At 63.6% G+C, this 24,324-nt stretch carries 26 protein-coding genes and 1 pseudogene; 16 read left to right on the top strand and 11 right to left on the bottom strand.

What is annotated here, in order from left to right:
* Positions 1-163: 163 nt before the first annotated feature.
* Positions 164-1,660 (top strand): aldehyde dehydrogenase family protein, encoded by a 1,497-nt coding sequence (locus tag QX034_RS06575; protein WP_315706590.1) that lies wholly within the window; start codon positions 164-166, stop codon positions 1,658-1,660.
* A gap of 179 nt (positions 1,661-1,839) precedes the next feature.
* Here QX034_RS06575 and QX034_RS06570 read toward each other — a convergent pair whose 3' ends face one another.
* Entirely contained in the window at positions 1,840-2,214 is a 375-nt protein-coding gene (locus QX034_RS06570) for a LysR family transcriptional regulator (protein WP_315706696.1), read from the bottom strand.
* 137 nt (positions 2,215-2,351) lie between these two features.
* Here QX034_RS06570 and QX034_RS06565 point away from each other — a divergent pair, with 137 nt between their 5' ends.
* The 9 genes from QX034_RS06565 (at position 2,352) to QX034_RS06525 (ending at position 12,156) form a co-directional block, all read left to right on the top strand.
* Positions 2,352-3,476 (top strand): alkene reductase, encoded by a 1,125-nt coding sequence (locus tag QX034_RS06565; RefSeq protein WP_315706591.1) that lies wholly within the window; start codon positions 2,352-2,354, stop codon positions 3,474-3,476.
* Between the two features lie 146 nt (positions 3,477-3,622).
* Positions 3,623-4,102, top strand: a complete 480-nt coding sequence (locus tag QX034_RS06560) for a GFA family protein (protein WP_315706592.1) — start codon at positions 3,623-3,625, stop codon at positions 4,100-4,102.
* Positions 4,103-4,939: 837 nt separating this feature from the next.
* Positions 4,940-6,322 carry a M20 family metallopeptidase gene (locus QX034_RS06555; protein WP_315764652.1) on the top strand — a complete coding sequence of 461 codons (1,383 nt, stop codon included), beginning with the start codon at positions 4,940-4,942 and terminating at the stop codon, positions 6,320-6,322.
* A 28-nt stretch (positions 6,323-6,350) separates the two neighbouring features.
* The gene (locus tag QX034_RS06550; protein WP_315729675.1) at positions 6,351-7,631 is read left to right on the top strand and encodes an MFS transporter; all 1,281 of its coding nucleotides are present in this window, start codon (positions 6,351-6,353) and stop codon (positions 7,629-7,631) included.
* A 95-nt stretch (positions 7,632-7,726) separates the two neighbouring features.
* A complete protein-coding gene (locus tag QX034_RS06545; protein WP_315769722.1) occupies positions 7,727-8,644 on the top strand; it encodes an amino acid ABC transporter substrate-binding protein in 918 nt (305 codons plus the stop codon).
* 219 nt (positions 8,645-8,863) lie between these two features.
* On the top strand, positions 8,864-9,595 hold the full coding sequence (locus QX034_RS06540; protein WP_315706596.1) for an amino acid ABC transporter permease: 732 nt from the start codon (positions 8,864-8,866) through the stop codon (positions 9,593-9,595).
* Positions 9,596-10,288: an amino acid ABC transporter permease gene (locus tag QX034_RS06535; protein ID WP_315706597.1), complete on the top strand. Its 693-nt coding sequence runs from the start codon at positions 9,596-9,598 to the stop codon at positions 10,286-10,288.
* A 208-nt stretch (positions 10,289-10,496) separates the two neighbouring features.
* The gene (locus QX034_RS06530; protein WP_315706598.1) at positions 10,497-11,228 is read left to right on the top strand and encodes an amino acid ABC transporter ATP-binding protein; all 732 of its coding nucleotides are present in this window, start codon (positions 10,497-10,499) and stop codon (positions 11,226-11,228) included.
* Positions 11,229-11,295: 67 nt separating this feature from the next.
* A complete protein-coding gene (locus tag QX034_RS06525) occupies positions 11,296-12,156 on the top strand; it encodes a D-amino-acid transaminase (RefSeq protein WP_315729674.1) in 861 nt (286 codons plus the stop codon).
* 16 nt (positions 12,157-12,172) lie between these two features.
* Here QX034_RS06525 and QX034_RS06520 read toward each other — a convergent pair whose 3' ends face one another.
* The 3 genes from QX034_RS06520 to QX034_RS06510 form a co-directional block, all read right to left on the bottom strand.
* Positions 12,173-12,304 (bottom strand): hypothetical protein, encoded by a 132-nt coding sequence (locus tag QX034_RS06520; RefSeq protein WP_315706600.1) that lies wholly within the window; start codon positions 12,302-12,304, stop codon positions 12,173-12,175.
* Positions 12,305-12,398: 94 nt separating this feature from the next.
* Positions 12,399-12,998 carry an NAD(P)H:quinone oxidoreductase gene (gene wrbA / locus QX034_RS06515; protein WP_315806222.1) on the bottom strand — a complete coding sequence of 200 codons (600 nt, stop codon included), beginning with the start codon at positions 12,996-12,998 and terminating at the stop codon, positions 12,399-12,401.
* Between the two features lie 81 nt (positions 12,999-13,079).
* The gene (locus QX034_RS06510) at positions 13,080-13,778 is read right to left on the bottom strand and encodes a pirin family protein (protein WP_315729673.1); all 699 of its coding nucleotides are present in this window, start codon (positions 13,776-13,778) and stop codon (positions 13,080-13,082) included.
* A gap of 145 nt (positions 13,779-13,923) precedes the next feature.
* On the opposite strand from QX034_RS06510, the gene QX034_RS06505 reads away from it, so the two are divergent.
* Positions 13,924-14,838: a LysR family transcriptional regulator gene (locus QX034_RS06505; RefSeq protein WP_315706603.1), complete on the top strand. Its 915-nt coding sequence runs from the start codon at positions 13,924-13,926 to the stop codon at positions 14,836-14,838.
* Positions 14,839-14,845: 7 nt separating this feature from the next.
* Here QX034_RS06505 and QX034_RS06500 read toward each other — a convergent pair whose 3' ends face one another.
* Positions 14,846-16,546 (bottom strand): response regulator, encoded by a 1,701-nt coding sequence (locus tag QX034_RS06500; RefSeq protein WP_315729672.1) that lies wholly within the window; start codon positions 16,544-16,546, stop codon positions 14,846-14,848.
* A pseudogene (locus QX034_RS06495) lies at positions 16,543-17,886 on the bottom strand (ATPase domain-containing protein). The gene QX034_RS06500 and the pseudogene QX034_RS06495 overlap by 4 nt, the downstream one beginning before the upstream one ends.
* A gap of 221 nt (positions 17,887-18,107) precedes the next feature.
* Here QX034_RS06495 and QX034_RS06490 point away from each other — a divergent pair.
* Complete coding sequence (locus tag QX034_RS06490; RefSeq protein WP_315729671.1) at positions 18,108-18,440, top strand: hypothetical protein; 333 nt, start codon at positions 18,108-18,110, stop codon at positions 18,438-18,440.
* A gap of 44 nt (positions 18,441-18,484) precedes the next feature.
* On the opposite strand, the gene QX034_RS06485 is transcribed toward QX034_RS06490, so the two are convergent.
* The 3 genes from QX034_RS06485 to QX034_RS06475 all read right to left on the bottom strand — a co-directional run bounded on the left by QX034_RS06485 (position 18,485) and on the right by QX034_RS06475 (position 20,685).
* A complete protein-coding gene (locus QX034_RS06485) occupies positions 18,485-18,952 on the bottom strand; it encodes a YbaK/EbsC family protein (protein WP_315706607.1) in 468 nt (155 codons plus the stop codon).
* The gene (locus QX034_RS06480) at positions 18,949-19,689 is read right to left on the bottom strand and encodes a haloacid dehalogenase type II (RefSeq protein ID WP_315729670.1); all 741 of its coding nucleotides are present in this window, start codon (positions 19,687-19,689) and stop codon (positions 18,949-18,951) included. Before QX034_RS06480 ends, QX034_RS06485 begins: the two co-directional genes overlap by 4 nt.
* A 111-nt stretch (positions 19,690-19,800) precedes the next feature.
* The gene (locus tag QX034_RS06475) at positions 19,801-20,685 is read right to left on the bottom strand and encodes an amidohydrolase family protein (protein ID WP_315706609.1); all 885 of its coding nucleotides are present in this window, start codon (positions 20,683-20,685) and stop codon (positions 19,801-19,803) included.
* 366 nt (positions 20,686-21,051) lie between these two features.
* Between QX034_RS06475 and ykgO the strand changes: the two genes are divergently transcribed.
* The 3 genes from ykgO to QX034_RS06460 all read left to right on the top strand — a co-directional run bounded on the left by ykgO (position 21,052) and on the right by QX034_RS06460 (position 22,292).
* Complete coding sequence (gene ykgO, locus QX034_RS06470; protein WP_006611362.1) at positions 21,052-21,177, top strand: type B 50S ribosomal protein L36; 126 nt, start codon at positions 21,052-21,054, stop codon at positions 21,175-21,177.
* A gap of 91 nt (positions 21,178-21,268) precedes the next feature.
* The gene (locus QX034_RS06465; RefSeq protein ID WP_315729669.1) at positions 21,269-21,898 is read left to right on the top strand and encodes a tetratricopeptide repeat protein; all 630 of its coding nucleotides are present in this window, start codon (positions 21,269-21,271) and stop codon (positions 21,896-21,898) included.
* 151 nt (positions 21,899-22,049) lie between these two features.
* Positions 22,050-22,292, top strand: a complete 243-nt coding sequence (locus tag QX034_RS06460) for a hypothetical protein (RefSeq protein WP_315727581.1) — start codon at positions 22,050-22,052, stop codon at positions 22,290-22,292.
* 96 nt (positions 22,293-22,388) lie between these two features.
* Here the strand turns inward: QX034_RS06460 and QX034_RS06455 are convergent, their stop codons facing one another.
* Positions 22,389-22,571, bottom strand: a complete 183-nt coding sequence (locus QX034_RS06455; protein ID WP_315706612.1) for a hypothetical protein — start codon at positions 22,569-22,571, stop codon at positions 22,389-22,391.
* A 259-nt stretch (positions 22,572-22,830) separates the two neighbouring features.
* Here QX034_RS06455 and QX034_RS06450 point away from each other — a divergent pair, with 259 nt between their 5' ends.
* On the top strand, positions 22,831-23,796 hold the full coding sequence (locus QX034_RS06450) for an alpha/beta hydrolase (RefSeq protein ID WP_316195095.1): 966 nt from the start codon (positions 22,831-22,833) through the stop codon (positions 23,794-23,796).
* Between the two features lie 107 nt (positions 23,797-23,903).
* Here the strand turns inward: QX034_RS06450 and cycA are convergent, their stop codons facing one another.
* Positions 23,904-24,299 (bottom strand): cytochrome c-550 CycA, encoded by a 396-nt coding sequence (gene cycA / locus QX034_RS06445; protein WP_315706614.1) that lies wholly within the window; start codon positions 24,297-24,299, stop codon positions 23,904-23,906.
* Between the last annotated feature and the right edge of the window lie 25 nt (positions 24,300-24,324).

Raw genomic sequence — 24,324 nt, 5'->3', positions numbered from 1 at the left:
CATCATCCACGCTGTCGGCATGGGTGGTCTTCGCGGACGTAACGCGGCCTTCACTTTACCGCGAGTTGGCTTCGCTGTAGATTTTCGGACATAACGGCATTGCGCTTTGCCGCAATCCGAGCTCCAGCAAATCGCAACCACCAGAGATCGAGGGAGAAACACCATGGCTGTGACCGAAGCCATTTCGCTCGCGCGCCATCCTTTCGCCGACGGGTCCTACAAGAAGATGCTGATCGACGGGCAGTGGATCGATGCCGCCTCGGGCAAGCGCTTCGAGACGCGCAATCCGGCGACCGGCGAATTGCTGGCCACCGTGGCGGAGGGCGATGCCGAGGACATCAACCGTGCGGTCGCCGCGGCGCGCCGCGCCTTCGAGGGCCCCTGGAGCAAGGTCAGGCCCTATGAGCGGCAGATGCTGCTGCTCAAGCTCGCCGACCTCGTGGAGAAGCATTTCGACGAGCTCTCCGCGCTCGATACCGTCGACATGGGCGCGCCGCTCAGCCGCACCCGCGCCTATCGCGGCCGCGCGCTCGGCATGTTGCGTTACTACGCCGGCCAGGCCACCGCGATCCACGGCGAGACCATCGAGAACTCGCTGCCCGGCGAGATCTTCTCCTACACGCTGAAGGAGCCGGTCGGCGTGGTCGGCGCCATCATTCCCTGGAACGGGCCGCTGACGGCGACGATCTGGAAGATCGGGCCGGCGATCGCGACCGGCTGCACCGTCGTGCTGAAGCCGGCGGAGGAGGCGCCGCTGACCTCGCTGCGGCTTGCCGAATTGTGCCTGGAGGCCGGCATTCCCGCAGGAGTGGTCAACGTTGTGCCGGGCTATGGCGAGACGGCGGGCGCGGCGCTCGCCTCGCATCCGGATGTCGACAAGGTCGCCTTCACCGGCTCGCACGTCACGGGCCAATCGATCATCCGCGCCTCGGCCGGCAACCTCAAGCGCGTCTCGCTCGAGCTCGGCGGCAAGTCGCCGGACATCGTGTTCGCGGATGCCGATCTCGATGCGGCGGTGCCGGGTGCGGCGATGGCGGTGTTCGCCAATTCCGGACAGATCTGCAGCGCCGGCACGCGGCTGTTCGTCGAGAGCAAGGTCTACGACGAGTTCGTCGGCCGCGTCGCCGAATATGGCAGGCAGCTCAAGGTCGGCAACGGCCTCGATCCGAACGTGCAGGTCGGCCCGCTGGTGTCGCAGCAGCAATATGACCGCGTCTCGGATTATCTGGCGATCGGCCAGAAGGAGGGCGCGCGTGCGCTCGCCGGCGGCGGACGTCTCACCGAGGGGGCGCTCGCCAAGGGCTATTTCGTGCAGCCGACCGTGTTCGCCAATGTCGCCGACTCCATGCGCATCGCGCAGGAGGAGATCTTCGGCCCGGTGATCTCCGCGATCCGGTTCGAGGATATGGATGACCTGATCAAGCGTGCCAATGCCACCATGTTCGGCCTCGGCTCCGGGGTGTGGACGAGCAATGTCAGCAAGGCGCACCAGCTCGCCAGGGCGTTGCGCGCCGGCTCGGTCTGGGTCAACTGCTATCAGGCGATGGATCCGGCGGTGCCGTTCGGCGGCTACAAGATGAGCGGCTATGGCCGCGAGTCAGGCAAGCAGCACGTCGAGGAATATCTCAACGTCAAGGCGGTGTGGGTGAAGACGGCTTGAGCCTGACGAGATTTGGTGAAGCTCTCAAGGCATCGGTGGTGCGCTCCCTCCCCCTCTTGCGGGGGAGGGGGGTACGCAGGAAAGACTGCCTTTGTTGACCGCCACCCCCGACCCCTCCCCGCAAGGGGGAGGGGAGCGCACCGTCCCCGCGGCTTCAATGCACATTCGTCACAACCGAACTACTTCGCGCCCTTCTTCGGCTTCGCGATATCGTTGCGCAAGGCGGTGAGCTCCTTTTTCACCGCGCTCGCCGCCTCGCGTTCGATCCGGCGATAACGCGCGACCAGCGTTTCCCCGAACGGGGTCAGCGCCGCGCCGCCGCCGTTCTTGCCGCCGGCCTGTCGTTCGACCACCGGCTGGCGACAGACGCGGTTGATCTCGTCGACGAGATCCCAGGCGCGCTTGTACGACATGTCCATGGCGCGGCCCGCGGCCGAGATCGAGCCGTGCCGGCCGATATTCTCCAAGAGCGCGATCTTGCCCGGTCCGATCCGGTCTCCGGACTCAAGGTCGATGCGCAGGCTGAGAGAGGGAAGGGCGCTCGTTTTCGGCATGGCGGCGATGCTTTCCAGTGTCCCGTGCCAGACACGCCAGGTGGCCGACGTGGTGAGGTGACGCCGGGACATTGCCACTCCACCCGTTTGCGAACAAGATGAGGACAATCCGGATCAACGACACAATTGGGGGAGTGATGCTGCCTGCGCTGTTTTCGCCGCTGAAGGTTGGGCCTTATGAACTGAAGCACCGTGTGGTCATGGCGCCGCTGACGCGGATGCGCGCCGAGCCGGGGACGCTCGCGCCGCGCGCGCTGAATGCCGAATACTACGCGCAGCGTGCCACTCCGGGCGGCCTCATCATCGCCGAGGCTTCGCCGGTGCTGCCGACCGGCTTCGGCAATCCGAACGTGCCGGGCATCTATAGCGAGGCGCAGATCGCGGGCTGGAAGCGGGTGGTCGATGCCGTGCACGCCAAGGGCGGCATCATCTTTCTGCAGCTCTGGCACGTCGGGCGCGTCTCGCATTCGTCATTCCAGCCCGGCGGCGTGCTGCCGGTCGCGCCGTCGGCGATTGCGATCGGCGACGACCTCAAGGCGATGACATCCGACGGCAGGGTCGTTCCTTATGAGACCCCGCGCGCGCTCGAGACCGACGAAATCGTTGGCATCGTCGCAGCCTATGGGCAGGCGGCGCGCAACGCCAGGGAGTCCGGGTTCGACGGCGTCGAGATCCACGGTGCCAATGGTTACTTGATCGAGCAGTTCCTGCAGTCGCGCAGCAATCAGCGCACCGATCGCTACGGCGGCTCCATCGAGAACCGCGCGCGTTTCCTGCTTGAGGCCACGCAGGCCGCGATCGAGGTCTACGGCGCCGACCGCGTCGGGGTGCGGCTATCGCCCTATGGCATTGCCAACGGGTCCGGCGAGCCGGATCCGATGCCGCTCTACACCCACGTCGTCGAGGCGCTCAATCCGCTCGGGCTTGCCTATTTGCATCTGCTGGAGCCGCGTTCCTCCGGCGCCGGACGGGCCGACGTGAACTGGCAGAACGTACCGTCGGCCATGGTGCTGTTCCGGCCGATCTGGAAGGGCGTCCTGATCGCGGCCGGCGGCTTCGTCGGCGACACCGCCAATGCCGCGATCGCGGAAGGGCATGCCGATGCCATCGCTTTCGGTCGCACTTTCATTTCCAACCCGGATCTGCCGCGCCGTCTCGCCCACGGCTTCCCGCTCACGCCCTATCACCGCCCGACTTTCTATGGCGGCGATGTGAAGGGCTACACGGATTATCCGGCGTATGACGCGATGGCGGAGGCGTGAGGACGTCACGTCAAGTTCAATTCCGTCATTCCGGGGCGTTCGCAAAGCGAGCGAGCCCGGAATCCATACTCGCGATCGTGGCTATGGATTCCGGGCCCATCGCTGCGCGATGTCCCGGAATGACGCTGTAGATGGATTTGCAGCCCATGCCCAAATCCCCTTCCGCTGGAATCGCCTCCGGCCACTGCCTCTGCGGTCGCGTCACGTTCGAAATCGACGTGCCGGCGCGCTGGGCCTGGCATGACCATTCGTCGGCGAGCCGCCGCGCCCATGGCGCGGCCTATGCGACCTATGTCGGCAGCTGGCGCAAGCGCTTCCGCATCACGGCAGGCGCGGATGCGATCTCGCGCTACGAGGATGAAGCGACCAAGACCGCGCGCAGCTTCTGCAGCGGTTGCGGCTCGCCGCTGTTTTACGAGCGCGCGCGTTCGTCGCACATGATCAACATCCCGCGCGCGCTGTTCACCTCGCGTACCGGTCGCGAGCCGCTCTATCACATCGCGATCGAGGAGGCGCCGGATTGGGCTTATACCGGCGCGCCGCTGGTCCCGCTGAAGGGGTTTCCGGGCGTGGTCTGGCAGCGATCGAAGAGAAAGAAACGCTCCGATCGCGAGGGCATGTTCTGATCGTCGCCTGGAGCGATCCAGTGTCCTCGCAGGCTTGCCCGGCGGGCATTCGGTGCATGCAAGCCATGCCCGATCTGCCCGTCGTGCCAATCTGCCGCAGCTGCTCGGCCTTGCCGTGTCGGGCAAATCACCGGCACATTTCACCGCATCTCGGCCCGATGAGGGGCGCTTCGCGATCGTCACGAAACGTTGGATCGAGATGCGATGGCCGCAGGATGTCGCAGCATGTTCTTTGGCATGCGGACGAACGATGTTCTTGCGGACGTGAAATCGCAGCGTCCTGACACCCCGATGCTGGTGTCCCGTCGCGACGAAGCTTCGCTTCGCGCGGCAATGGTGGCCAGAAAGCCCGGCGCACCAGGGAGACTGCGTATAAACGTGAAGACCATCGCGCAGGGAAGGCCGGGTCGTTCCGGCTGCACCTGTGGTACCTGCCGCCTGCATTTTTTTCGCAGGCGGGCCGCAGGCGTCAGCCGACGCCTGGCCTTCCCTGCGCCCTCTCTCTCGGGAGGGCGACGAATTGGCAAAGCTCGGGCACGAACCGTGTGGCGAGGATGATGATGCATATCCAGTCGTCATGCCCCGCGCATGCGGGGCATCCAGTACGCCGATGCGTATCGGGAGAACACTGCCGTCTCTGGAATACTGGATCATCCGCTTTCGCGGGTGATGATAGCGGAGACGACGGCACATGATGGTTCGCGCGTTCAGGCAATCGCAGCGCAGTTCCAAAATCCGGGATTCCACCTTCGGCCCCACAGAATCCACCGTGAGTCTCTTCCGCTCCCGTCACGATCCCGATAAGACGCGCCGTCCATTCGTGACCGGAAAAGCGCCATGACCAGGAATGATGCAATCACCCGTGCTCGCCAGTATCTGAAGACCGGCGAATTCCTTGCCGAACTCGACCGCCGGGTGGCGTATCGGACCGAGAGCCTCAATGCCGAGCGCAAGGGTGAGCTCTACTCTTATCTGAAGGATGAGCTGACTCCGTCGCTGGCTGCGCTCGGCTTCACCTCCCGCATCGTGGAGTCCCCGAGCGGCCGGTCGCCGTTCCTGATCGCCAGTTATCACGAGAGCGTTACCGCGCCGACGGTGCTGAGCTACGGCCATGGCGATACCGTCGACGGCATGGTCGGCGAGTGGCGCGACGGGCTCGATCCCTGGAAGATCACGACAGTCGGCAACCGCGCCTATGGCCGCGGCACCGCCGATAACAAGGGCCAACACAGCATCAATATCGCGGCGCTTCGCGCGGTCAAGGAAACGCGCGGCGGCAAGCTCGGCTTCAATGCCAAGTTCATCATCGAAATGGGGGAAGAGACCGGCTCACCGGATCTCGGCAAGGTCTGCGATCTCCTGCGCGACGAATTGAAGGCCGATCTGTTCGTCGGCTCCGATGGGCCGCGGCTGTCGGCGGAGCGTCCGACCATCTTCCTCGGTTGCCGCGGCGGTGTCCGCATCCATCTCGATGTGAACCTGCGCGAGGGCGGCAATCACTCCGGCAATTGGGGCGGCGTGCTGGCCAATCCCGCCACCATCCTTGCGAACGCGATTGCGACGCTGGTCGACGGGCAGGGCCGCATCAAGCTGGACGCCTTGAAGCCGCCGCGCCTGACCAATGCGATCCGCGCCGCGCTGGCCGACGTCAAGGTCGAGCCCACCGCGGACGAGCCGCAGCTGTCGGAGAACTGGGGTGAGGATGGGCTGTCGCCGGCCGAGCGGCTCTATGCCTGGAATACGCTGGAGGTGCTGGCGATCTCCTCCGGCAATATCGACAAGCCCGCGAATGCGATTCCCGGCCGCGCCCGCGCCGTGCTGCAGCTCCGCTTCGTGGTCGGCACCAAGGTCGACACCATTGCGGAGGTGATCCGCGCGCATCTGGTCGCGCACGGCTTTCCGATGATCGAGGTGTCGACCACGCAAAGCTTCATGGCCTCGCGGGCCGATCTCGACAGCCCCTGGATCAAATGGGCGGCGGAGTCGGTCAAGATGACGAGCGGGAAGGCGCCCGCGGTGCTGCCGAATTTCGGCGGCTCGCTGCCGAACGACGTGTTCGCTGACATCCTGAAGATGCCGACCATGTGGCTGCCGCACTCCTATCCCGGCTGCTCGCAGCATGCGCCGGACGAGCACATCCTGCTCGACGTTACCGAAGAGGCGCTCGGCATCATGGCCGGCCTGTTCTGGGATCTCGGCGAACTGCAGAAGCCATTGTGACCAAACGCCGAGCGATAAAGGACCTCAGATGACCCTCGCAGCCCCGCTTTCCTCGGAGCTCAAGCGCAAGAAGAGCTTTGCCAGGCAGGTGATCGCGACGTCTGTCGGCAATGCGCTGGAATGGTTCGATATCGCCGTCTACGGCTTCTTCGCGGTCTACATCTCCAAGGCGTTCTTCCCGAGCAACGACGCGACCACGTCTTTGCTCCTGACCTTCGGCACCTTCGGTCTGTCTTATCTGATCCGTCCGATCGGCGGCATCGTGCTCGGCGCTTATGCGGACCGCCACGGCCGCAAGGTGTCGCTCCTGGTCTCGATCGTGATGATGACCTTCGGGACGCTCGCGGTGGCGGTGATGCCGACCTATCAGACCATCGGTGTGCTGGCGCCGCTGCTCGTCATCCTGGCGCGCCTGGTGCAGGGCTTTTCCGCCGGCGGCGAGTTCGGCAGCTCGACCGCGTTTCTGGTCGAGCACATGCCGGAGCGGCGCGGCTTCATCGCCAGCTGGCAGTTCGCCAGCCAAGGCTTGAGCGCCGTGCTCGGCGCCGGCTTCGGCGCGTTGCTGACTTCAGCGATGAGTCCTGCCGACCTGCAGGCCTGGGGCTGGCGTCTGCCGTTCTTTTTCGGCGTGCTGATCGGGCCGGTCGGCCTCTATATCCGCAACAACATGGAAGACGCCGGTGCGCCGCCGGCCGGCAAGGATGGTTCTCCGGTCAAGGACGTGTTCCTGCGCCAGAAGCTTGCGGTGCTGCTCGGCATCGGTGCGCTCGCGGTGTCCACCGCGATCAACTATCTGATCGTCTACATTCCGACCTACGTGGTGAAGACGCTGAACCTGTCGGCTTCCGTCGGTTTCACAGCCTCGCTGGTCGGCAGCCTCGCGGTCATGGTGCTGACGCCGGTCGCGGGCGCGATTTCCGACCGCATCGGCCGCACCACCCACATGATCACGGTCAATCTGCTGCTGCTGATCACGATCTACCCGGCCTTCTACGTCCTGACCAATTACCCGACGCCGGCCGTGATCATCGCTGCGGTCTTCGTCGTCGCGACATTGAAGGCACTCTATTATGGTCCGCTCGCGGCCTTGATGGCAGAGCTGTTGCCCGCCGAGACCCGGGCTACCGGGCTTGGTCTCGGCTACAACATCGGAGTCACGATCTTCGGTGGCATGGGGCCGGCGATCATGACGGCGCTCGGCACTGTCGCCTTCATCGGCGACATGGCGCCGGGTTACTACTTAAGCCTAATAGCGCTGCTCAGCCTGGCATCGCTGTTTACCATCCGTAAGCTTGGTGCCACTGCCTGATTGTGGAGGAGGGCGGGGCCATTTTGATTTCGGCCTGATTTATGCAAGCATCCGACTTTGAATCCCCCGCGCTGGGCGGACTGAGGAGACGACGAATGAAGCAGTTACGAGTTTTGAGCTTTGCCTTTGCAGCCGCACTATGCGCGAGCGGGCTGCAAGCCGAGGAGCTGACGGGCACCTTGAAGAGCATCAAGGAGACCGGGGCGATCACGCTCGGCTACCGCGATTCCTCGATTCCCTTTTCCTATCTCGATGACAATCAGAAGCCGGTCGGTTTCGCGATGGACCTGTGCTACGGCATCGTCGATGCCGTCAAGAAGGAGCTGAAGCTCGACAAGCTTGAGGTCAAGCTCAATCCGGTGACGTCGTCGACGCGCATTCCGCTGCTCGCCAACGGCACCATCGATCTCGAATGCGGCTCGACCACCAACAATGCCGAGCGGCAGAAGCAGATCGCCTTCACCAACACCCACTTCCTGACCGCGAGCCGCTACGTCTTCAAGAAGTCGAGCAACCTGAAGTCGATCGACGATCTGAAGGGCAAGACCGTGGTGTCGACCGCCGGCACCACCAACATCAAGCAGCTCACCGAGGCGAACGCCGCGCGTAATCTTGGCGTCACCATCATTCCGGCCAAGGACCATGCCGAGGCCTTCCTGATGGTGGAGACCGATCGCGCCGTCGCCTTCGTGATGGACGACATCCTGCTGGCAAGCCTTGTGGCCGGCTCGAAGGACCCGAGCCTCTATGCGATCTCGACGGACGCGTTCTCCAAGCCGGAACCTTACGGCATCATGCTGCGCAAGGACGATCCGCAGTTCAAGAAGGTGGTCGATGCGGCGACGGCTGCGATCTACACCAGCGGTGAGGGCGCCAAGCTCTACGACAAGTGGTTCATGCAGAAGGTCCCGCCGAAGGGATTGAACCTGAACACGCCGATCTCGCCGGAGCTGAAGGCCGAATTCGCCAAGCCGTCGGACTCGCCGGATCCGGATTCGTACAAGGTGAAGTAATTCGTTGCGTGGGCTTGTCGCCACGAAGTCGGTGCGCTCCCCTCCCCCTTGCGGGGAGGGGTTGGGGGTGGGGGTCTCCAACGGCAGTCTTGCTTGGGGCTACCCCCCACCCCAACCCTCCCCCGCAAAGGGGGAGGGGGCATACCGCATGCGCAACGGCAGCTTCCGAAGCTCTCGAATCGAAGATGTAGCTCAGGTCATCCCTCTCAGGACTTTCTCGTGAACTATCACTGGAACTGGCATATCTTCTTTGAGCCCGACCCGACCGGGGCCGGGACCTATCTCGACATGCTGTTGTCGGGGTTGAAGCTGACGATCTGGACCTCGCTGCTGGCGTGGGCGATTGCGCTGGTCTGCGGCTCGATCGTCGGCGTCTTGCGCACCCTGCCGTCGAAGACGGCCGGCTGGTTCGGCTTCCTCTATGTCGAATTCTTCCGCAACATGCCGCTGCTGGTGCAGCTCTTCCTCTGGTTCTTCGTGCTGCCGGAGCTGCTGCCGCAGGCGGCCGGCCTGTGGCTGAAGCAGCTGCCGAACGCGGCGTTCTATACGGCGGCGGTCGGCATCGGCCTGTTCATGTCGGCGCGCGTCGCCGTGCAGCTCGCGGCCGGCATCGGCTCGCTGCCGCGCGGGCAGAAGATGGCAGCGACCGCGCTTGGCCTGACGACCACGCAGGCCTATCGCTACGTGTTGTTGCCGATGGCGTTTCGCATCATCCTGCCGCCATTGACCTCGGAATTTCTCAACACGGTCAAGAACAGCGCGGTGGCGATCACCATCGGCCTGATCGAATTGACCGGAGCTGCGCGGTCGATGCAGGAGTTTTCGTTTCAGGTGTTCGAGGCGTTCACCGCCGCGACCCTGATGTACCTTGCCATCAATATCGTCGTCGTCGTCGCGATGCGCCTGATCGAGCGCAGCGTCGCGATCCCCGGCTACATCACGGGGAAATAGATGTTCGCCAATTTCGATTTCGACGTCATCCGCCGCTCGCTCGCTTATCTCTTCGTCGACGGCATGACCTTCACGCTGACGCTGACCGCGCTCTCGGCGGCCGGCGGGCTGGTCTTCGGCACGCTGATTGCGCTGATGCGGCTCTCCAGCTACCGGATGCTCGGTTGGCTGGCGGGGCTCTACGTCGACTTCATGCGTTCGCTGCCGCTGGTCCTCGTGATCTTCTGGTTCTACTTCCTGGTCCCCTATATCGGGCAGTGGCTGACCGGCGCCTCCAAGCCGATCAAGGTCGGCGCCTTCGCCTCGTCGCTGATCACCTTCATCCTGTTCGAGGCGGCCTATTTCTCCGAAATCATGCGCGCCGGCATCCAGTCGATCTCGCGTGGACAGCCGGCGGCGGCCTCGGCGCTCGGCCTGACCTACAGCCAGACCATGCGCTACGTCGTGCTGCCGCAGGCGTTCCGCAACATGCTGCCGGTGCTGCTGACCCAGACCATCGTGCTGTTCCAGGACACCTCGCTGGTCTATGTGTTGTCGATCCCGGATTTTCTCGGTGCCGCCTCCAAGGTCGCGCAGCGCGACGGCCGGCTGGTCGAGATGTATCTGTTCGCAGCCCTGGTCTATTTCACCATCTCCTGTGTCGCGTCCTTCGGCGTCCGCCGCCTGCAGTCGCGCATCGCCATCATCAGGTAGTTGCCGGAATGAGCAAGCAGTTACACACGCGGTCGTTCACCTCTCCCATGGGGAGAGGTCGGATCGCCGCTGGCGATGCGGCGCATCGCCCCGCAGCGATCCGGGTGAGGGGATACGCTCCCCGGATAGACCCGAACCACTCACCCCACCTCTCTTCCAACGGGAGAGGGAGCGCACCGTCTTCGTTGAAGCAGGCGACGAACGTTCCATGATCGAGATCAGCCACGTCAACAAATGGTACAGCCCGGCCTTCCAGGTTCTCAAGGACTGCACCACCTCCGTCGCCAAAGGCGAGGTCGTGGTGGTCTGCGGCCCGTCGGGCTCGGGCAAGTCGACCCTGATCAAATGCGTCAACGCGCTGGAGCCGTTCCAGGACGGCGAGATCACGGTCGATGGCATCAGGGTCAATGATCCCAAGACCAATCTGCCGAAGCTGCGCGCGCGGGTCGGCATGGTGTTCCAGCACTTCGAGCTGTTTCCGCACCTGAAGATCATCGATAATTTGTGCCTGGCGCAGGAGAAGGTGCTGGGGCGCGGTCATGAGGCGGCGGCAGCCAAGGCGATGAAGCTGCTGGAGCGCGTGGGCTTGAAGGAGCATGCGCAGAAGTTTCCGGCGCAGCTGTCGGGCGGCCAGCAGCAGCGCGTCGCCATCGCGCGGGCGCTTGCGATGGACCCGATCGCGATGCTGTTCGACGAGCCGACCTCGGCGCTCGATCCGGAGATGATCAGCGAGGTCTTGGACGTGATGGTCGACCTCGCCCGCGAAGGTATGACCATGATGGTGGTCACCCATGAGATGGGTTTTGCCCGCAAGGTCGCCAACCGCGTGATATTCATGGACCAGGGCGAGATCGTCGAGGACGCGCAGAAAGAGGATTTCTTCGGCAAACCGCGCAGCGAGCGGGCGCAAAAATTCCTGTCGAAGATCTTGTCGCATTGACAGGCACGTCATTCCGGGGCGCTCGCGGCGCGAGCGAGCCCGGAATCTCGAAGTTAGGAGAAAGAACTTGGACCCGATCGCTTACGTCAACGGCTCGTTCATCCCGCTGTCCGAGGCGAAAGTCTCGGTGCTGGACCGCGGCTTCCTGTTCGCCGACGGCATCTACGAGGTTGCCGCGGTGCTCGAGGGCAAGCTGGTCGACAGCGCTTCTCATCTCGCCCGGCTGGAGCGCTCGGTCGGCGAGATCCAGCTTGCGCTCCCTGAAAGCATCGCCCGGATCGAGGCGCTGCAGAAGGAGCTGGTCGCGCGCAACCAGCTCGACAACGGTATGGTCTATCTGCAGGTGACGCGCGGCGCGGACACGGGCCGCGACTTCGCCTTCCCGAAGGGCGAGGTGTCCTCGACGCTGGTCATGTTCGTAACCGCCAAGGACATCGTCAACGCGCCTTCGGCCAAGGCCGGCATCGGGGTCATCACCGTGCCCGACATCCGCTGGGAACGCCGCGACATCAAGAGCGTGGCGCTGCTCGCACAGGTGCTGGCGAAGCAGGCGGCGGCCGCCGCCGGGGCGGGTGAAGCCTGGATGATCGAGGACGGCTTTGTCACCGAGGGCGGCTCGTCGTCTGCTTTCATCCTGACCCGGGACGACGTCATCGTGACGCGGCCGAATTCCAACGCGATCCTGCCGGGTTGCACCCGCAAAGCGGTGGTCGCGCTCGCCGAGGAGCGTCAGCTTAAGGTCGAGGAGCGACCGTTCACGGTCGCGGAAGCGCTTGTTGCCAAGGAGGCCTTCATCACCAGCGCGAGCTCGTTCGTGCAGCCGGTGATCTCGATCGACGGCAAGCCGGTGGGCGAGGGCAGGCCGGGGCCGATGGCCGCGCGCTTGCGCGAGATCTATATCGAGTTTGCCCGCGCGACGGCGGTGTAAGCGGGACAGGCGCGCGCTATGCGCGCGCGCATTCCGCACAGCGGCGTTGTCCGCGCGTGGCGCGGTACAGGCTCTTGCAATACCAACGGCGCGCCATCACCTGCAGCGGATTGCGCGCCAGTTGCGCGAACATCAATAGATCAAGCATCGCGATCTCCTTCCCGCGACGTGAGAGATGGGTCGGCACATCTCTTGGAGAAGTGCCGACCGCATCGCATCTGCCATGCAGTCAGCCGTGAATCTCAGCCGTGGAGGTTCTTGGCCGTCTCCGCGATCACGCGTCCCTGATAGCGCGCGCCGGCCAGCTCGTTCTCGCTCGGCAGCCGGCTGCCGTCGCCGCCGGTGATCGTGGTGGCCCCATAGGGCGAGCCGCCGGTGATCTCGTCGAGCTTCATCTGGCCGGCAAAGCCGTAGTTGAGCCCGACCACGGTCATGCCGAAGTGCAGCAGGTTGGTGATGATCGAGAACAGCGTCGTCTCCTGCCCGCCATGCTGGGTCGCGGTCGAGGTGAAGGCGCCGCCGACCTTGCCGTTGAGTGCGCCCTTGGCCCAGAGGCCGCCGGCCTGATCGAGGAAGTTCGCCATCTGCGAAGCCATGCGGCCGAAGCGGGTGCCGACGCCGACGATGATCGCGTCATAATCGGCGAGCTCCTCGACCTTGGCGACCGGCGCGGCCTGGTCGAGCTTGTAGTGCGAGGCCTTGGCGATCTCGTCCGGCACCAGCTCCGGTACGCGCTTGATGTCGACGGTCGCGCCGGCTTCGCGGGCGCCTTCCGCCACCGCCTTGGCCATCGCTTCGATGTGGCCGTAGGCGGAATAATAGAGGACGAGGACCTTGGTCATTGAAGTGCTCCGTAGGCTTGAACGGTCAGGGAAAAAAGAAGGGGACACGGCCGGACCTCCGGCCGTGTCGGGGAGCGTGGCTCAGGCGGCGTCGACCAGCACCAGCTCGGAATCTTCCAGCGCGGTGATCTTCAGCGTGGCTTCGTTCCGGATCGCTGCACCGTCGCGGGCATTCACCCGGACGCCGTTGACCTCGAGGCTGCCGGCCGCCGGCACCAGATAGAGATGGTGCGAGGTGTCGGCGGCATATTCGGCGGACTCGCCAGCCTTCAAAGTGGTGCCAAGCACGCGCGCCTGGGCCCGGATCGGCAGCGCATCGCTGTCCTCGGCGAAGCCGCTGGCGAGCGTCACGAGCTTGCCGGAACGGTCCGCCTTCGGGAACGGCTTGGCGCCCCAGGTCGGCTGGCCGCCGTCCGTGGTCGGTTCGATCCAGATCTGGAAGATCCGGGTCGTGGTCGGCTCCAGATTGTACTCGGAATGCCGGATGCCGCTGCCCGCGCTCATGACCTGGACGTCGCCGGCCTTGGTGCGGCCCTTGTTGCCCAGGCTGTCCTGGTGGGTGATCGCCCCTTCGCGGACGTAAGTGATGATCTCCATGTTGGAATGCGGATGCGCCGGAAAGCCGGTGTTGGGCGCGATTTCGTCGTCGTTCCACACCCTGAGCGCGCCATGGCCCATGTTGTTGGGGTCATAGTAGCTGGCGAACGAGAAATGATGTTTGGCCTTCAGCCAGCCGTGGTCGGCGCCGCCCAGCTTCGAAAATGGCCTGAGTTCAATCATCGAACTGCTCCTTGTGATCTGAACGCGAGACCTCCGGCGAAAGATGCTTTGGTCCGCGCTGTTGGCCTTTGGATATGCAGTTCCCCGTGATATAGAAATAGAAACTGTTGAAACGTATTGTTTCTAAAAACGTACCAATGGTCCGATGGCAAAACTCCCCGATTTCGAAGCGATGGCGATCTTCGCCAAGGTGGTCGAGCAGCGCTCCTTTGCTGGCGCCGCGCAGGAACTGACGCTCTCGAAGGCCACCGTTTCCAAGGCGGTGAGCCGGCTCGAGGAGCGGCTCGGCACGCGGCTGTTCAACCGCACCTCGCGCCGTCTCGCCCTCACTGACGCCGGGCAGCGGCTGTCGGAGCGCGCGATCAGGCTGCTTGCGGACGGTGAGGAGGCCGAGACCGAAGCGCTCGCCCAGTCCGTGGTACCTCGTGGGCTGGTACGGTTCGCAGTGCCGATGACCTTCGGCGTCAAGAAGATCGCGCCACTCCTACCCAGCTTCTTGGAGCAGTACCCGGAAGTCGCGATCGATCTGCATCTCAGTGATGCCACGGTCGATCTGATCGGTGAAGGCTTTGATCTGGCGCTGCGGATCGCCCGACTGCCGGACTCCTCGCTGATTGCGCGCCGGCTCTGTGCGATTCCGCGCTACACGGTGGCGGCGCCGTCCTATCTGAAGCGTTACGGCCGGCCGACGCATCCGATGCATCTCGCCGAGCACAAATGCTTTGGCTATGCCTATCTCGCGACCGCCGGCGTCTGGCACTACACCAATGCGGCCGGCGAGCAGGCGAGCGTCCGCCCCGCCGGTCAGTTGCGGGTCAACAATGGCGAAGCGGTCCTGCCTGCGGTGATTGCGGGGCTCGGCATCGCGGATCTGCCGGAGTTCATCGTCGGAGATGCCATCGCGTCCGGCCAGGTCGAAGTGATCTTGAAAGGCTGGAAACAGCCGGAAGGCGCCATGCATCTGGTCATGCCGCCCGGTGGGCCGCGCCCCGCCCGCGTCGAAGCGTTGGCCGATTTTCTGGTCAAACAACTCGCGAAGGATCGCAAGCGCACAGGCTGAGGGTTTGCTATGCCGTTTGCTGCGCGATGCCTCTCGCGTCTCGGTTCAATGCCGATGCGATCTTCGTACAGAGGTCATCACTGCGGAATGGCTTGCCGATGGTTTGGGCCTCGTTGATGCCGGCGAGCGTTGTGCGGTCGGCGTAGCCCGTCACGAACAGGATAGGGAGTTTCGGATAACGGGTGCGGACCCGCTGCGCCACCTCGGCGCCGCTCATGCCGGGCATCGCGAAGTCGAGCAGCAAAAGGTCGATATCGGTCTGCGACTGCAACACGTCGAAGGCAGCGCCGGCGCTGCCAACCTCGACGACATCATAGCAACGGTCGCGCAAGATGTCGGCGGCGATCTGACGCACGGCGTCGTCGTCATCGACTATCAAGATACGTGTCGGCATCCTGGGAGCTCCACCGTCATAGGGCTCGGCGGTCTCGGCGCGATCTTCGGCCAAGTCCGAGCACGGCACGAATATGCGGATCGAGGTGCCGCGACCCTCGACGGTGTCGATGCGGACTCCGCCATTTGACTGTTTGGCAAAACCAAGCACCTGGCTGAGGCCGAGGCCCGAGCCCTTGCCGATTTCCTTGGTGGTGAAGAACGGCTCGAACACGCGCGCACGCACGCTCGGACTCATGCCGGAGCCGCTGTCCGATACGCAGATCTCGACATAGTCACCGGCTGCAGGCTCTTCCGGCGAAACCGGCTCTCCCAACGTCGCGTTGTTCGTCGATACCGTCAGTCGGCCGCCGACGCCCATGGCATCGCGCGCATTGATCGCGAGGTTAAGTACGGCGAGCTCGAGCTGCGTGGGATCGACAAGGGCGTGCCAGAGCCCGTCCGCAAGCGACGTTTCGATCTGGACGCTGCCGCCGATCGTGCTGTGCAGGAGATCGTGCATATTGGCAATGGTGTGATTGAGGTCGAGCACCTTCGGCTCGAGCCGCTGGCGGCGCGAGAACGACAGGAGCAGGTCCGTCAGCTTGGCGCCGCGCTCGGCCGCCCCGCGCATGAATTGGAGCCGCTGCGACAGCTTGCCGTCGATGCCGCGGGCAGCGAAATCCCTTTCCATGAAGGCGATATTGCCGAGCACGACGGTGAGCAGATTGTTGAAATCATGCGCAACGCCGGAGGTCAGCTGACCGATCGCCTCGAGCCGCTGCATCTGGCGGAGCGTGCTTTCGACCCGCTCGCGTTCCTCCATCTGCGCTAGCAGCTGCCGATTGGCTGCGCCGAGTTCCTTGGTCCGCTCCTGCACCCGTTCCTCGAGCTCTTCGTTTAGTCTGCGGCACTCATATTGTCGTCGTCGTCCGCGCAGATGGGTGCGGACGACGCTGATCAGGGTGGTCGGATGAAACGGGCGCTCGAGAAAGCTCACGCTGCCGAGCGCTTCTGTAAGCTGCGCGGCGGTCGGATTTCGCTCGACGCCGCCGCCGTGTTCGGTGAGCACGATGAAAGGAAAATCCGACCAGGCCGGCTGGCGGCTGACCCAGTCGACGAGTGGGCGAATGTCGATGCCGCGGAATGCCTCCTCCGTCACGATCGCAAGCTCGCAGCCTCGGGCAATTCCGCCAAGGAGCTCCTGGAGGGAGCCGCAGATCTGCGCGCTGATATCCGCTTCCTGCAGGATGCTCTGCGCGAGCTTGGCATCCCTTCCGCGTGGCGCCAGGATCAGCGTTCGCTCAGCCGGTTCGATGCTGTCGGACCTGTTCACGGTGTTTCCATCAGCGGCGCGGCGCCTCCGACATAGGTCGGAATCCCGCGGAGTACGCCTTGGAAGTCGACGAGCGGTTCGCCGATCTTGATGCCGCCACCGTTGATCATCAGTTCTCTAATCGTGTCCTCATGAGCGCCCGTGCGCTTCTTGATCACCGAGATGGCGCGGCGCACCCGACCACGCGCTTCGAAATAGCGCAGCATGATCACGGTATCGGCGAGATAAGTGACGTCGATCGGCTGCCTCATTTCGCCGATCATGCCGTGCTGAGCGACGGTGAGCAGCGTGGCGGCACCGCGGCGGTTGAGATATTGCAGCAGTTCGTGCAGGTGCAGGATTGCGCATCGCCTCGATGTCGATGCCGAGGCTCTTGGCGCGCGATATCAGAAGCCCAAGCTCTTCATCGAAGACGAACAGGCCCGCGCGCTCGCCGCGGCGAACGGAGCTGGCGAGGAATTGCAGCGAGAGCAGCGATTTGCCGGTGCCCGCCGGACCGATAATCAGAGTACTGGAGCCGCCGGTGATGCCGCCGCCCAAGAGATCGTCGAGTTGCGTGATGCCGCTTCCGATGAGCGAGCCGGTGAAGCCGCGGCGATGCTCGGCCGCAACCAGGCGCGGAAACACCTGCACGCCGCCGTGAGCGAGGGTGAAGTCATGATAGCCGCCGCGAAAACTCTGGCCGCGGCATTTTGCGACACGCAGCCGCCTGCGATCGGCGCCGTAAGTCGGCGCGAGCTGATCGAGGTGGATCACACTATGGCGATGCTGTGAACGGCACGGTCGGTGCTTTCGGTCGTGAGATCGTCCAGCGTGATGACGGTGGATTTGTTCCGCGCGAAATAGTGCTTCAGGGCCAGGATCTTACGGCGGTAGCGCAGCGAGCTTTGCGCCAGAAGGCGGATCTCGGACAAGCTGTCGATGACGATGCGCTGCGGCCGGCGCTTTTCGATCGCTTCGAAAATGCGTTCTACGGTTTCGCCGAGTTCGAGATCCGACGAATACAGCAGGCTCTGATGCTGGCTCGCGTCGAGAATGCTTTCGGGCGGCACGAGCTCGCAGATCTTGATGTGATTTCCGATCCGCCAACCATGCGATGCCGCGCCGTCACGAAGTTCTTCCTCGGTTTCCGCCAAGCTTACATAGAGCCCGCTCTCACCAGCCTCGGCGCCCGCTAGCAGGAATCTCAGTGCGATGGTGGTCTTTCCCGTACCTGGGATTCCTTCCAGCAGATGAAGGCGATTGCGAGCCAGCCCGCCTACGAGCACGTCGTCGAGGCCCGGAATTCCCGTGTTAGCGCGCGGAAGAACGCGCGGGAGAGGCTGAAAGGTCGTGGTCATCCGGCTGAAAGAGGTCGTTTGCGATAATGAGCTTTAACGGAACCTCTAACGCGGGACACCAGGGCGAGTTCCGTAGTGGCTGCCCAGGGAACAATCGCTGCCGCATGTCGCCTCGGCGGTGTTCTGATCACGTCTGTTTGTCTGGACCGAACCTTTGAATGTTCCGTTCATTGGCAGAGCGGCGGGGCCGGGCCGTTAATTTGGACGAAAGGGACTTAGGCATGCGCCTGCAGCACATGATGATCGTACTGGCTCCGATGTTCGCTGCTGGTGCCGCCCTCGCCGAGGACAACCGCGGCACGATGGATCAACAGATGGCCTGCACGCCGGACGTATGGCGGCTCTGCAGCGCGTATATTCCGGATCGCGACAGCATCGTCGCATGCCTGAAACAGAACACGCCGCAGTTGTCGGGGCCATGTCGCGCCGTCTTTGAGCCGAGCACGGCACAGGTTCAGCAGCATTCGGCGCGGCGCGTCGTACAGCATCGGCGGGCGTCGCCCCGAGCCTATCCGGCGCAGCGGCGGACTTATGACGCCGATGACGAGGAGTGAGCCCTTCGGGCGCTCCCTATCGTTCCTCGGTTTTGCTCACGTCATCAATCCTTGGATTCGCATACGTCGACCCATTCGGCTCCGGTCAATTCGGACAGGCGTGCGGGTGTGATCTTGACCGCGCTGTGGGTGGAGCCTGCCGCGGGAACGACGATGTCGAACGCCTTCAGCGAGAGGTCGCAATACACTGGCAGCGGTGCCTTCAGCCCGAACGGGCAAACGCCGCCGACCTCATGCCCTGTGATCTCGGCGACCTCGTCAAGCCCGAGCATCTTCGGTTTGCCGCCAAACAGCGCTTTCACCTTCTTGTTGTCCATGCGCGAGGTGCCGGCCGCGACGATCAGGATGACGCGCTCGCCGACCCGCAGGCTCAGCGTCTTGGCGATACGGGCCGGCTCAACGCCATAGGCTTCTGCCGCGAGCGCGACCGTGGCCGAGCTCTGGCTGGAGACGAGGACGTCGATGTCGGGGGCTTTTTCGGCGAAGAAGGCGCGGACGGATTCTAGGCTCATGCTGAGGTGACGATCTCGGGCAATTCGGACAAAGCAGTAATACGATAGTCTGGCGCAAAACCCAACTCGTCCATCTGCGTCCGCAACGCCTTGAACATGGTCAGCGGCGGTAGGGATACGCTGTTGGCGCAGGCCGCTGCCATCGATTCGGGAGTGACGCGCTCGATCCATGCCACGTTCATGCCGAATGCCTTGGCCCCGCAGGCGTCCCAGGGATTGGAGGAGACGAACAGCACCTCGGCGGGACCGATGCCGAGCGCCGGCTCGACCAGCGCATAGGCTTGTGGGTTCGGCTTGAAGATCTTGGCCATATCGACGCTGATCGTGGCGTCGAGCACCGGCTCAAGACCGCTGTTCCGAACCAGCGCGTTCAGCATGGCGGGGCTGCCGTTCGACAGAATGGCGAGCTTACGGTCCTTCATCGCGGCGAGCGCCGCCAGCGCATCCGGATAAAGATCGAGATGCAGATACTTCGCCATGATGCGTTCGAAGGCGGCGGCATCAGCCGTGAGGCCGAGCACCCGCAAGGTGTAGGCGAGCGAGTCGCGAGTGACCGTGGCAAAATCTTCGTAGCGGCCCATCAGGGAGCGCAGCCAGCTATATTCGAGCTGCTTGATGCGCCACAACTGCGTGATCAGATCGCCGCGGGCGGGAAACGCCTGTTCAGTCACGGCGGCGACAGACTGCACGTCGTACAGCGTGCCATAGGCATCGAACACCACGGCTTTGATCGGCACGGCACTCTCCCGACAGCATGAGCGCGGCGTTCCGCCGCGCTCGACCGTATCATGTCAACGCCGCACAGGAGACCGGGGACCGGATCACGTTTGCTTTGAAACGTGAGCCGATCAGATGCCCAGCAGCTTGCGGGCGTTCGCCTTCAACACCTTCGGCCGGATCTCGTCGCGGATGTCGAGCTTGGCAAAATCGGCGAGCCAACGGTCCGGCGTGATCACCGGCCAGTCCGAGCCGAACAGCATCTTGTCCTGCAGAATCGAGTTGATGTAGCGGACCAGGATCGGCGGGAAATATTTCGGCGACCAGCCGGAGAGGTCGATATAGACGTTCGGCTTGTGGGTTGCGACCGACAGCGCCTCTTCCTGCCAGGGAAAGGAGGGGTGCGCGAGAATGATCTTGAGGTCGGGGAAGTCGGCTGCGACGTCGTCCATATACATGGGATTGGAATATTTCAGCCGCATGCCCATGCCGCCGGGCATGCCCGAGCCGACGCCGGTCTGGCCGGTGTGGAACAGTGCGATGGCGCCGCCGTCATTGATCGCTTCATAAAGCGGATAGGCCAGCTGATCATTGGCGTAGAAGCCCTGCATGGTCGGATGGAATTTGAAGCCGCGGACGCCGTACTCTTCCATGAGCTTCCGCGCCTCGCGCACGCCGAGTTTGCCCTTGTGCGGATCGATGCTGACGAAGGGAATCAGCACATCGAGATGATCTGAGGCGACCTCGAGCATCTCGTAATTGTTGTAGCGGCGGAAGCCGGTCTCGCGCTCGGCATCGACCGGGAAGATCACGGCGGCGATGTTCTTCGAACGATAATAGGCAGCAGTCTCCGGCACGGTCGGCGGATGCTTGTGCGGGGACTTGAAGTAGTCAGCCATCTGCGCCTGGAAGTCGTCATAGCCGTCGTCGGGATGCATGCCGCAAGGCTCCTCGGCATGGGTGTGGATGTCGATGGCGACGACGTCGTCGATCTTCGGCAGAGCGAGCTTGGGCATGGGCGTTCCTGGATTGCTTCTTTAGGCGTTGGAAAATTGATTATATGATATAACAAATTTGGCAAGCAGGACTCGCGCCGTTTCCCTGCACTTGCCGGAGCAGGGCTGTGGCCGCGCCGTCTCCAGCCTGATCGTGAGCGGAGCCGTCTGGCGCGTGTGAATTCGGACGGAAACGCGCTGCCGTTCAATCCGGTCCCGACAAATGGCGAAGGTTCCCGCCACGGCAAGTGGCCCATTTGGTTGACATCGGGCCGGACGGTGGTTAAGAACCGGTCGTCTCGGGCGGCTCGGCCGCCAGCGGGAAAGAATTCGTTTTTGCCACTTTCGGCCTGTTCAACACGGCCTTTCGAAGCATCAGGACGTCCCATGAAGGTCCGTAACTCGCTGAAATCGCTGCGTGGCCGCCATCGCGCCAATCGCCTTGTCCGTCGCAAGGGCCGCGTCTACGTCATCAACAAGGTGCAGCGCCGTTTCAAGGCCCGCCAGGGCTGATTGACGGCTCGGCGCCGCCGAAGTGCTGCTCACGGGTGTTTGAGACGGACCTTGCTTTGCAAGGTCGGTTGAGAGCATCTACACTTCGGCAATGACACTGAGATCTTTCCGCGCGATCCTGCTCGCCGCGCTTTTCGCTGCGACATCCTCCCTTGCCTGCGCGCAGGACAATCCGCACGCCAAGCCCAAGCCCAAGCTGCCGGAAGCTCCGGCGAAGCTGCCCAGGGTCGGCGCCGACAAGACGCGCGGCCTCGACTTTCTCTTCGGAGCGCTGAAGGCCGCGCCGGACGAGGTAAGCGCCCGCCATGTCGAGGCGCGAATCTGGGCGACTTGGCTGCAGACACCGAGCGACACGGTCGCGCTGCTGATGTCGCGGTCCAAGGCCGCCCTGGACGGGCATCAGACCGAGGTGGCTCGCAAGCTGCTGGACGCGGTGATCAAGCTGCGCCCGGATTATGTCGAGGCCTGGAATCGCCGCGCGACGCTGTATTATCTGCAGAACGATTACGCGCATTCCCTCGCCGACATTCAGCAGGTTCTGATCCGAGAGCCCCGGCACTTCGGCGCGTTGGCCGGGCTCGGCATGATCATGCAGGATCTCGGCGACGATAAGCGCGCGCTGGACGCCTTCCGCAAAGCGCTGGAGATCAATCCGCACCTGGAGAAGGTGCCGGAGCTCGTCAAGACGCTGAGCGAGAAGGTCGAAGGGCGCGACATCTAGTGCGGCAATCCCGAAGGCGCACTGCATTCGCAGCGACATCGTCAGCGAATTCACGCTCGATTAACCATGATTGCTGCGGCGGCCTTGCCCGTCGGAGCGGTCGTTCTTAACTCGCGATCGGCTGCCATGAATGGGGCAGGAGCCTGTTGCGATGAACCGTTGGATGCTGGCCGCGAGCCTGACCGTCCTGGTCACGACGCCAAGTTCGGCGGAAGATCTGTTCTGGGTGGTCGGCAACCGCGCGACCGACCGATGCGCCATCGTCACCAGTAATCCGGTCGTGGACGGCGATATCTGGTTCGCCGACGGTCCCTACAAGACGCTTGCCGATGCGAAGCTGGCGCGATCGACGATCCGCGCCTGTCCCAACAAGGATGACCCTGCCGACGATTGATGCGGGCAGGATTGATGCGGGCAAGATGAGCGCGGCGAATTGAGCTTGCGATCAATTTCCCCGCACACCCGTCATCGGAACCTTCGCAGGCCGCGATCAGTGCAGCGCGTTGCTGCGACGCTCGGTCAGGCCGTATTGGGCGGCGGCCGCATAGAGCTGGGCAATTTCCGCTTCCAGGTGCTCGTTGACCAAGAGGAGCGCCTTCAGTGCGCCACGCAGATCGCCATTGCAGCTCGCGACGATCTCGTCGATAGCCGCCTCGCTTGAACGTAAACTCATCGGATACCCCCTCCCAAAACCTACTCGACTAACTCCGGCACTCCGATCCTTGTTGCTGTGAATCACGTGGATGGATCGGATCGCGAACGGTTCTTGGCATGCGCCCACGTCCAACAAAAAGTCCGGACCATGGTTATAAAATGGCCGACGACGCGCTGATGACAGCCTTCCCGCGCGTAACCGGCTGCAGAGCAGCGATGATTCGCAACCTTTGCCATGCTGACTTCGTATCGGGAATGTGACGGGCAGAAAATTATCAATGATTTCAATAGTCATTATCTGCGCTTTGGGGTTGCTTGCTGCGGTCACGCGTCTTGGAGTGGCGCTGGTCGAGCGCCGCTACCCGGCACAGGGCACGGCGATCAAAATCGACGGCGCGAACATTAATCTTGTGGATATCGGTTTCGAGAGGCCGGATGCGCCGCCGCTCCTGCTGCTCCACGGCGCGAGTTCGAACCTCGAAGCCATGCGCCAGCCGCTCGGCGATCTCCTCGCCAAGCGGTACCGGGTGCTCCTGGTGGACCGTCCCGGTCATGGCTGGAGCGATCGCGACCGGGTGCGGGATTCGACCCCCGCCGCCCAGGCCCGGATGCTGGCGGATGCGCTGCAGAAGCTCGGCATCACCAGCGTGATCCTGGTGGTCCATTCCTGGAGCGGCGCCCTTGGCGCCCGGATGGCGCTGGATTTCCCGGAACGCGTGGCCGGCCTCGTGATGCTGGCGCCGGTGGCCTATCCCTGGCGTGGCGGCGTCGGCCGGTACAACAAGGCCGTCACGACGCCTCTCCTTGGGCCGCTCCTCGCCCATACCATCACGCTGCCGCTCGGCCTGTTGCTGGCGAGGCCTGCCGCAAGGAGCGTGTTCCTGCCCCAGCCCGTGCCGGAGGATTTCCTGGATCGGACCGCAACGCCCCTGCTGCTCCGGCCGCGGGAATTCATCGCCAATGCGCAGGATCTCGTGACCCTCAAGCAGGCGGTCATCGAGCAGGTGCCGCGTTATGGCGAGATCAAGGTCCCGGTCACGATCATCGCGGGAGACGCCGACCGGACTGTCTTTACGGATATCCACTCGCGCCCGTTTGCGCAGGCCGTGCCGCAGACCAGGCTGATCGTGCGGGCGGGTCTCGGGCACATGGTGCAGAACGCGGTGCCTGAGCTCGTGATCGGCGAGATCGATCGGATGGTCGCCGGGATCGCGCTCGCGGACGCGTTGCCGGCGGGGCTCTGATCGCTCGGCATGAAAAAGCCCCGGCCGCGGGACCGGGGCTATGATCAGGCGCTGTTGCTCACAGAGCCAATGTGCAGCGCCATGCGGCGCTGCAACATCGCCGTCTATCACTGCTTCTGCTTGCCGTCCTTGTCGAAGGACGAGATGTAGGCCCACAGATTGTTGACCTCGTTCTCGTTCTTGATTCCGGCGAAGGTCATCTTGGTCCCGGGGATCTTGGCCTTCGGATCCTTGATGTATTCCTTGAACTGGGCTTCGTTCCAGGTGATGCCGGAGTTCTTGTTGGCGTCCGAATAGTTGTAGTCCGGTGCCGTGCCCGATTTGCGGCCATCGAGCCCGTTGAGCTCGGGGCCGACCTTGTTCTTCGCGCCTTCGCCGATCGAGTGACAGGGCAGGCACTTGTTGAACGAGGTCTTGCCGGCCGCCAGATCCTCCGCCAGCGCAGCGGAAGCCAGCGACGATGCGGTGATGACAACGAGCGCACTCAAAGTCAGCTTGTTCATGGATTTTCAGGCTCTGTGGTTGCGA

Origin of the sequence: Bradyrhizobium sp. SZCCHNR3119, assembly GCF_032487775.1 — a bacterium.
Lineage (GTDB): Bacteria > Pseudomonadota > Alphaproteobacteria > Rhizobiales > Xanthobacteraceae > Bradyrhizobium.
Note: the sequence above shows the minus strand (reverse complement) of the source record. Positions and strands in the feature narration are given on the sequence as shown.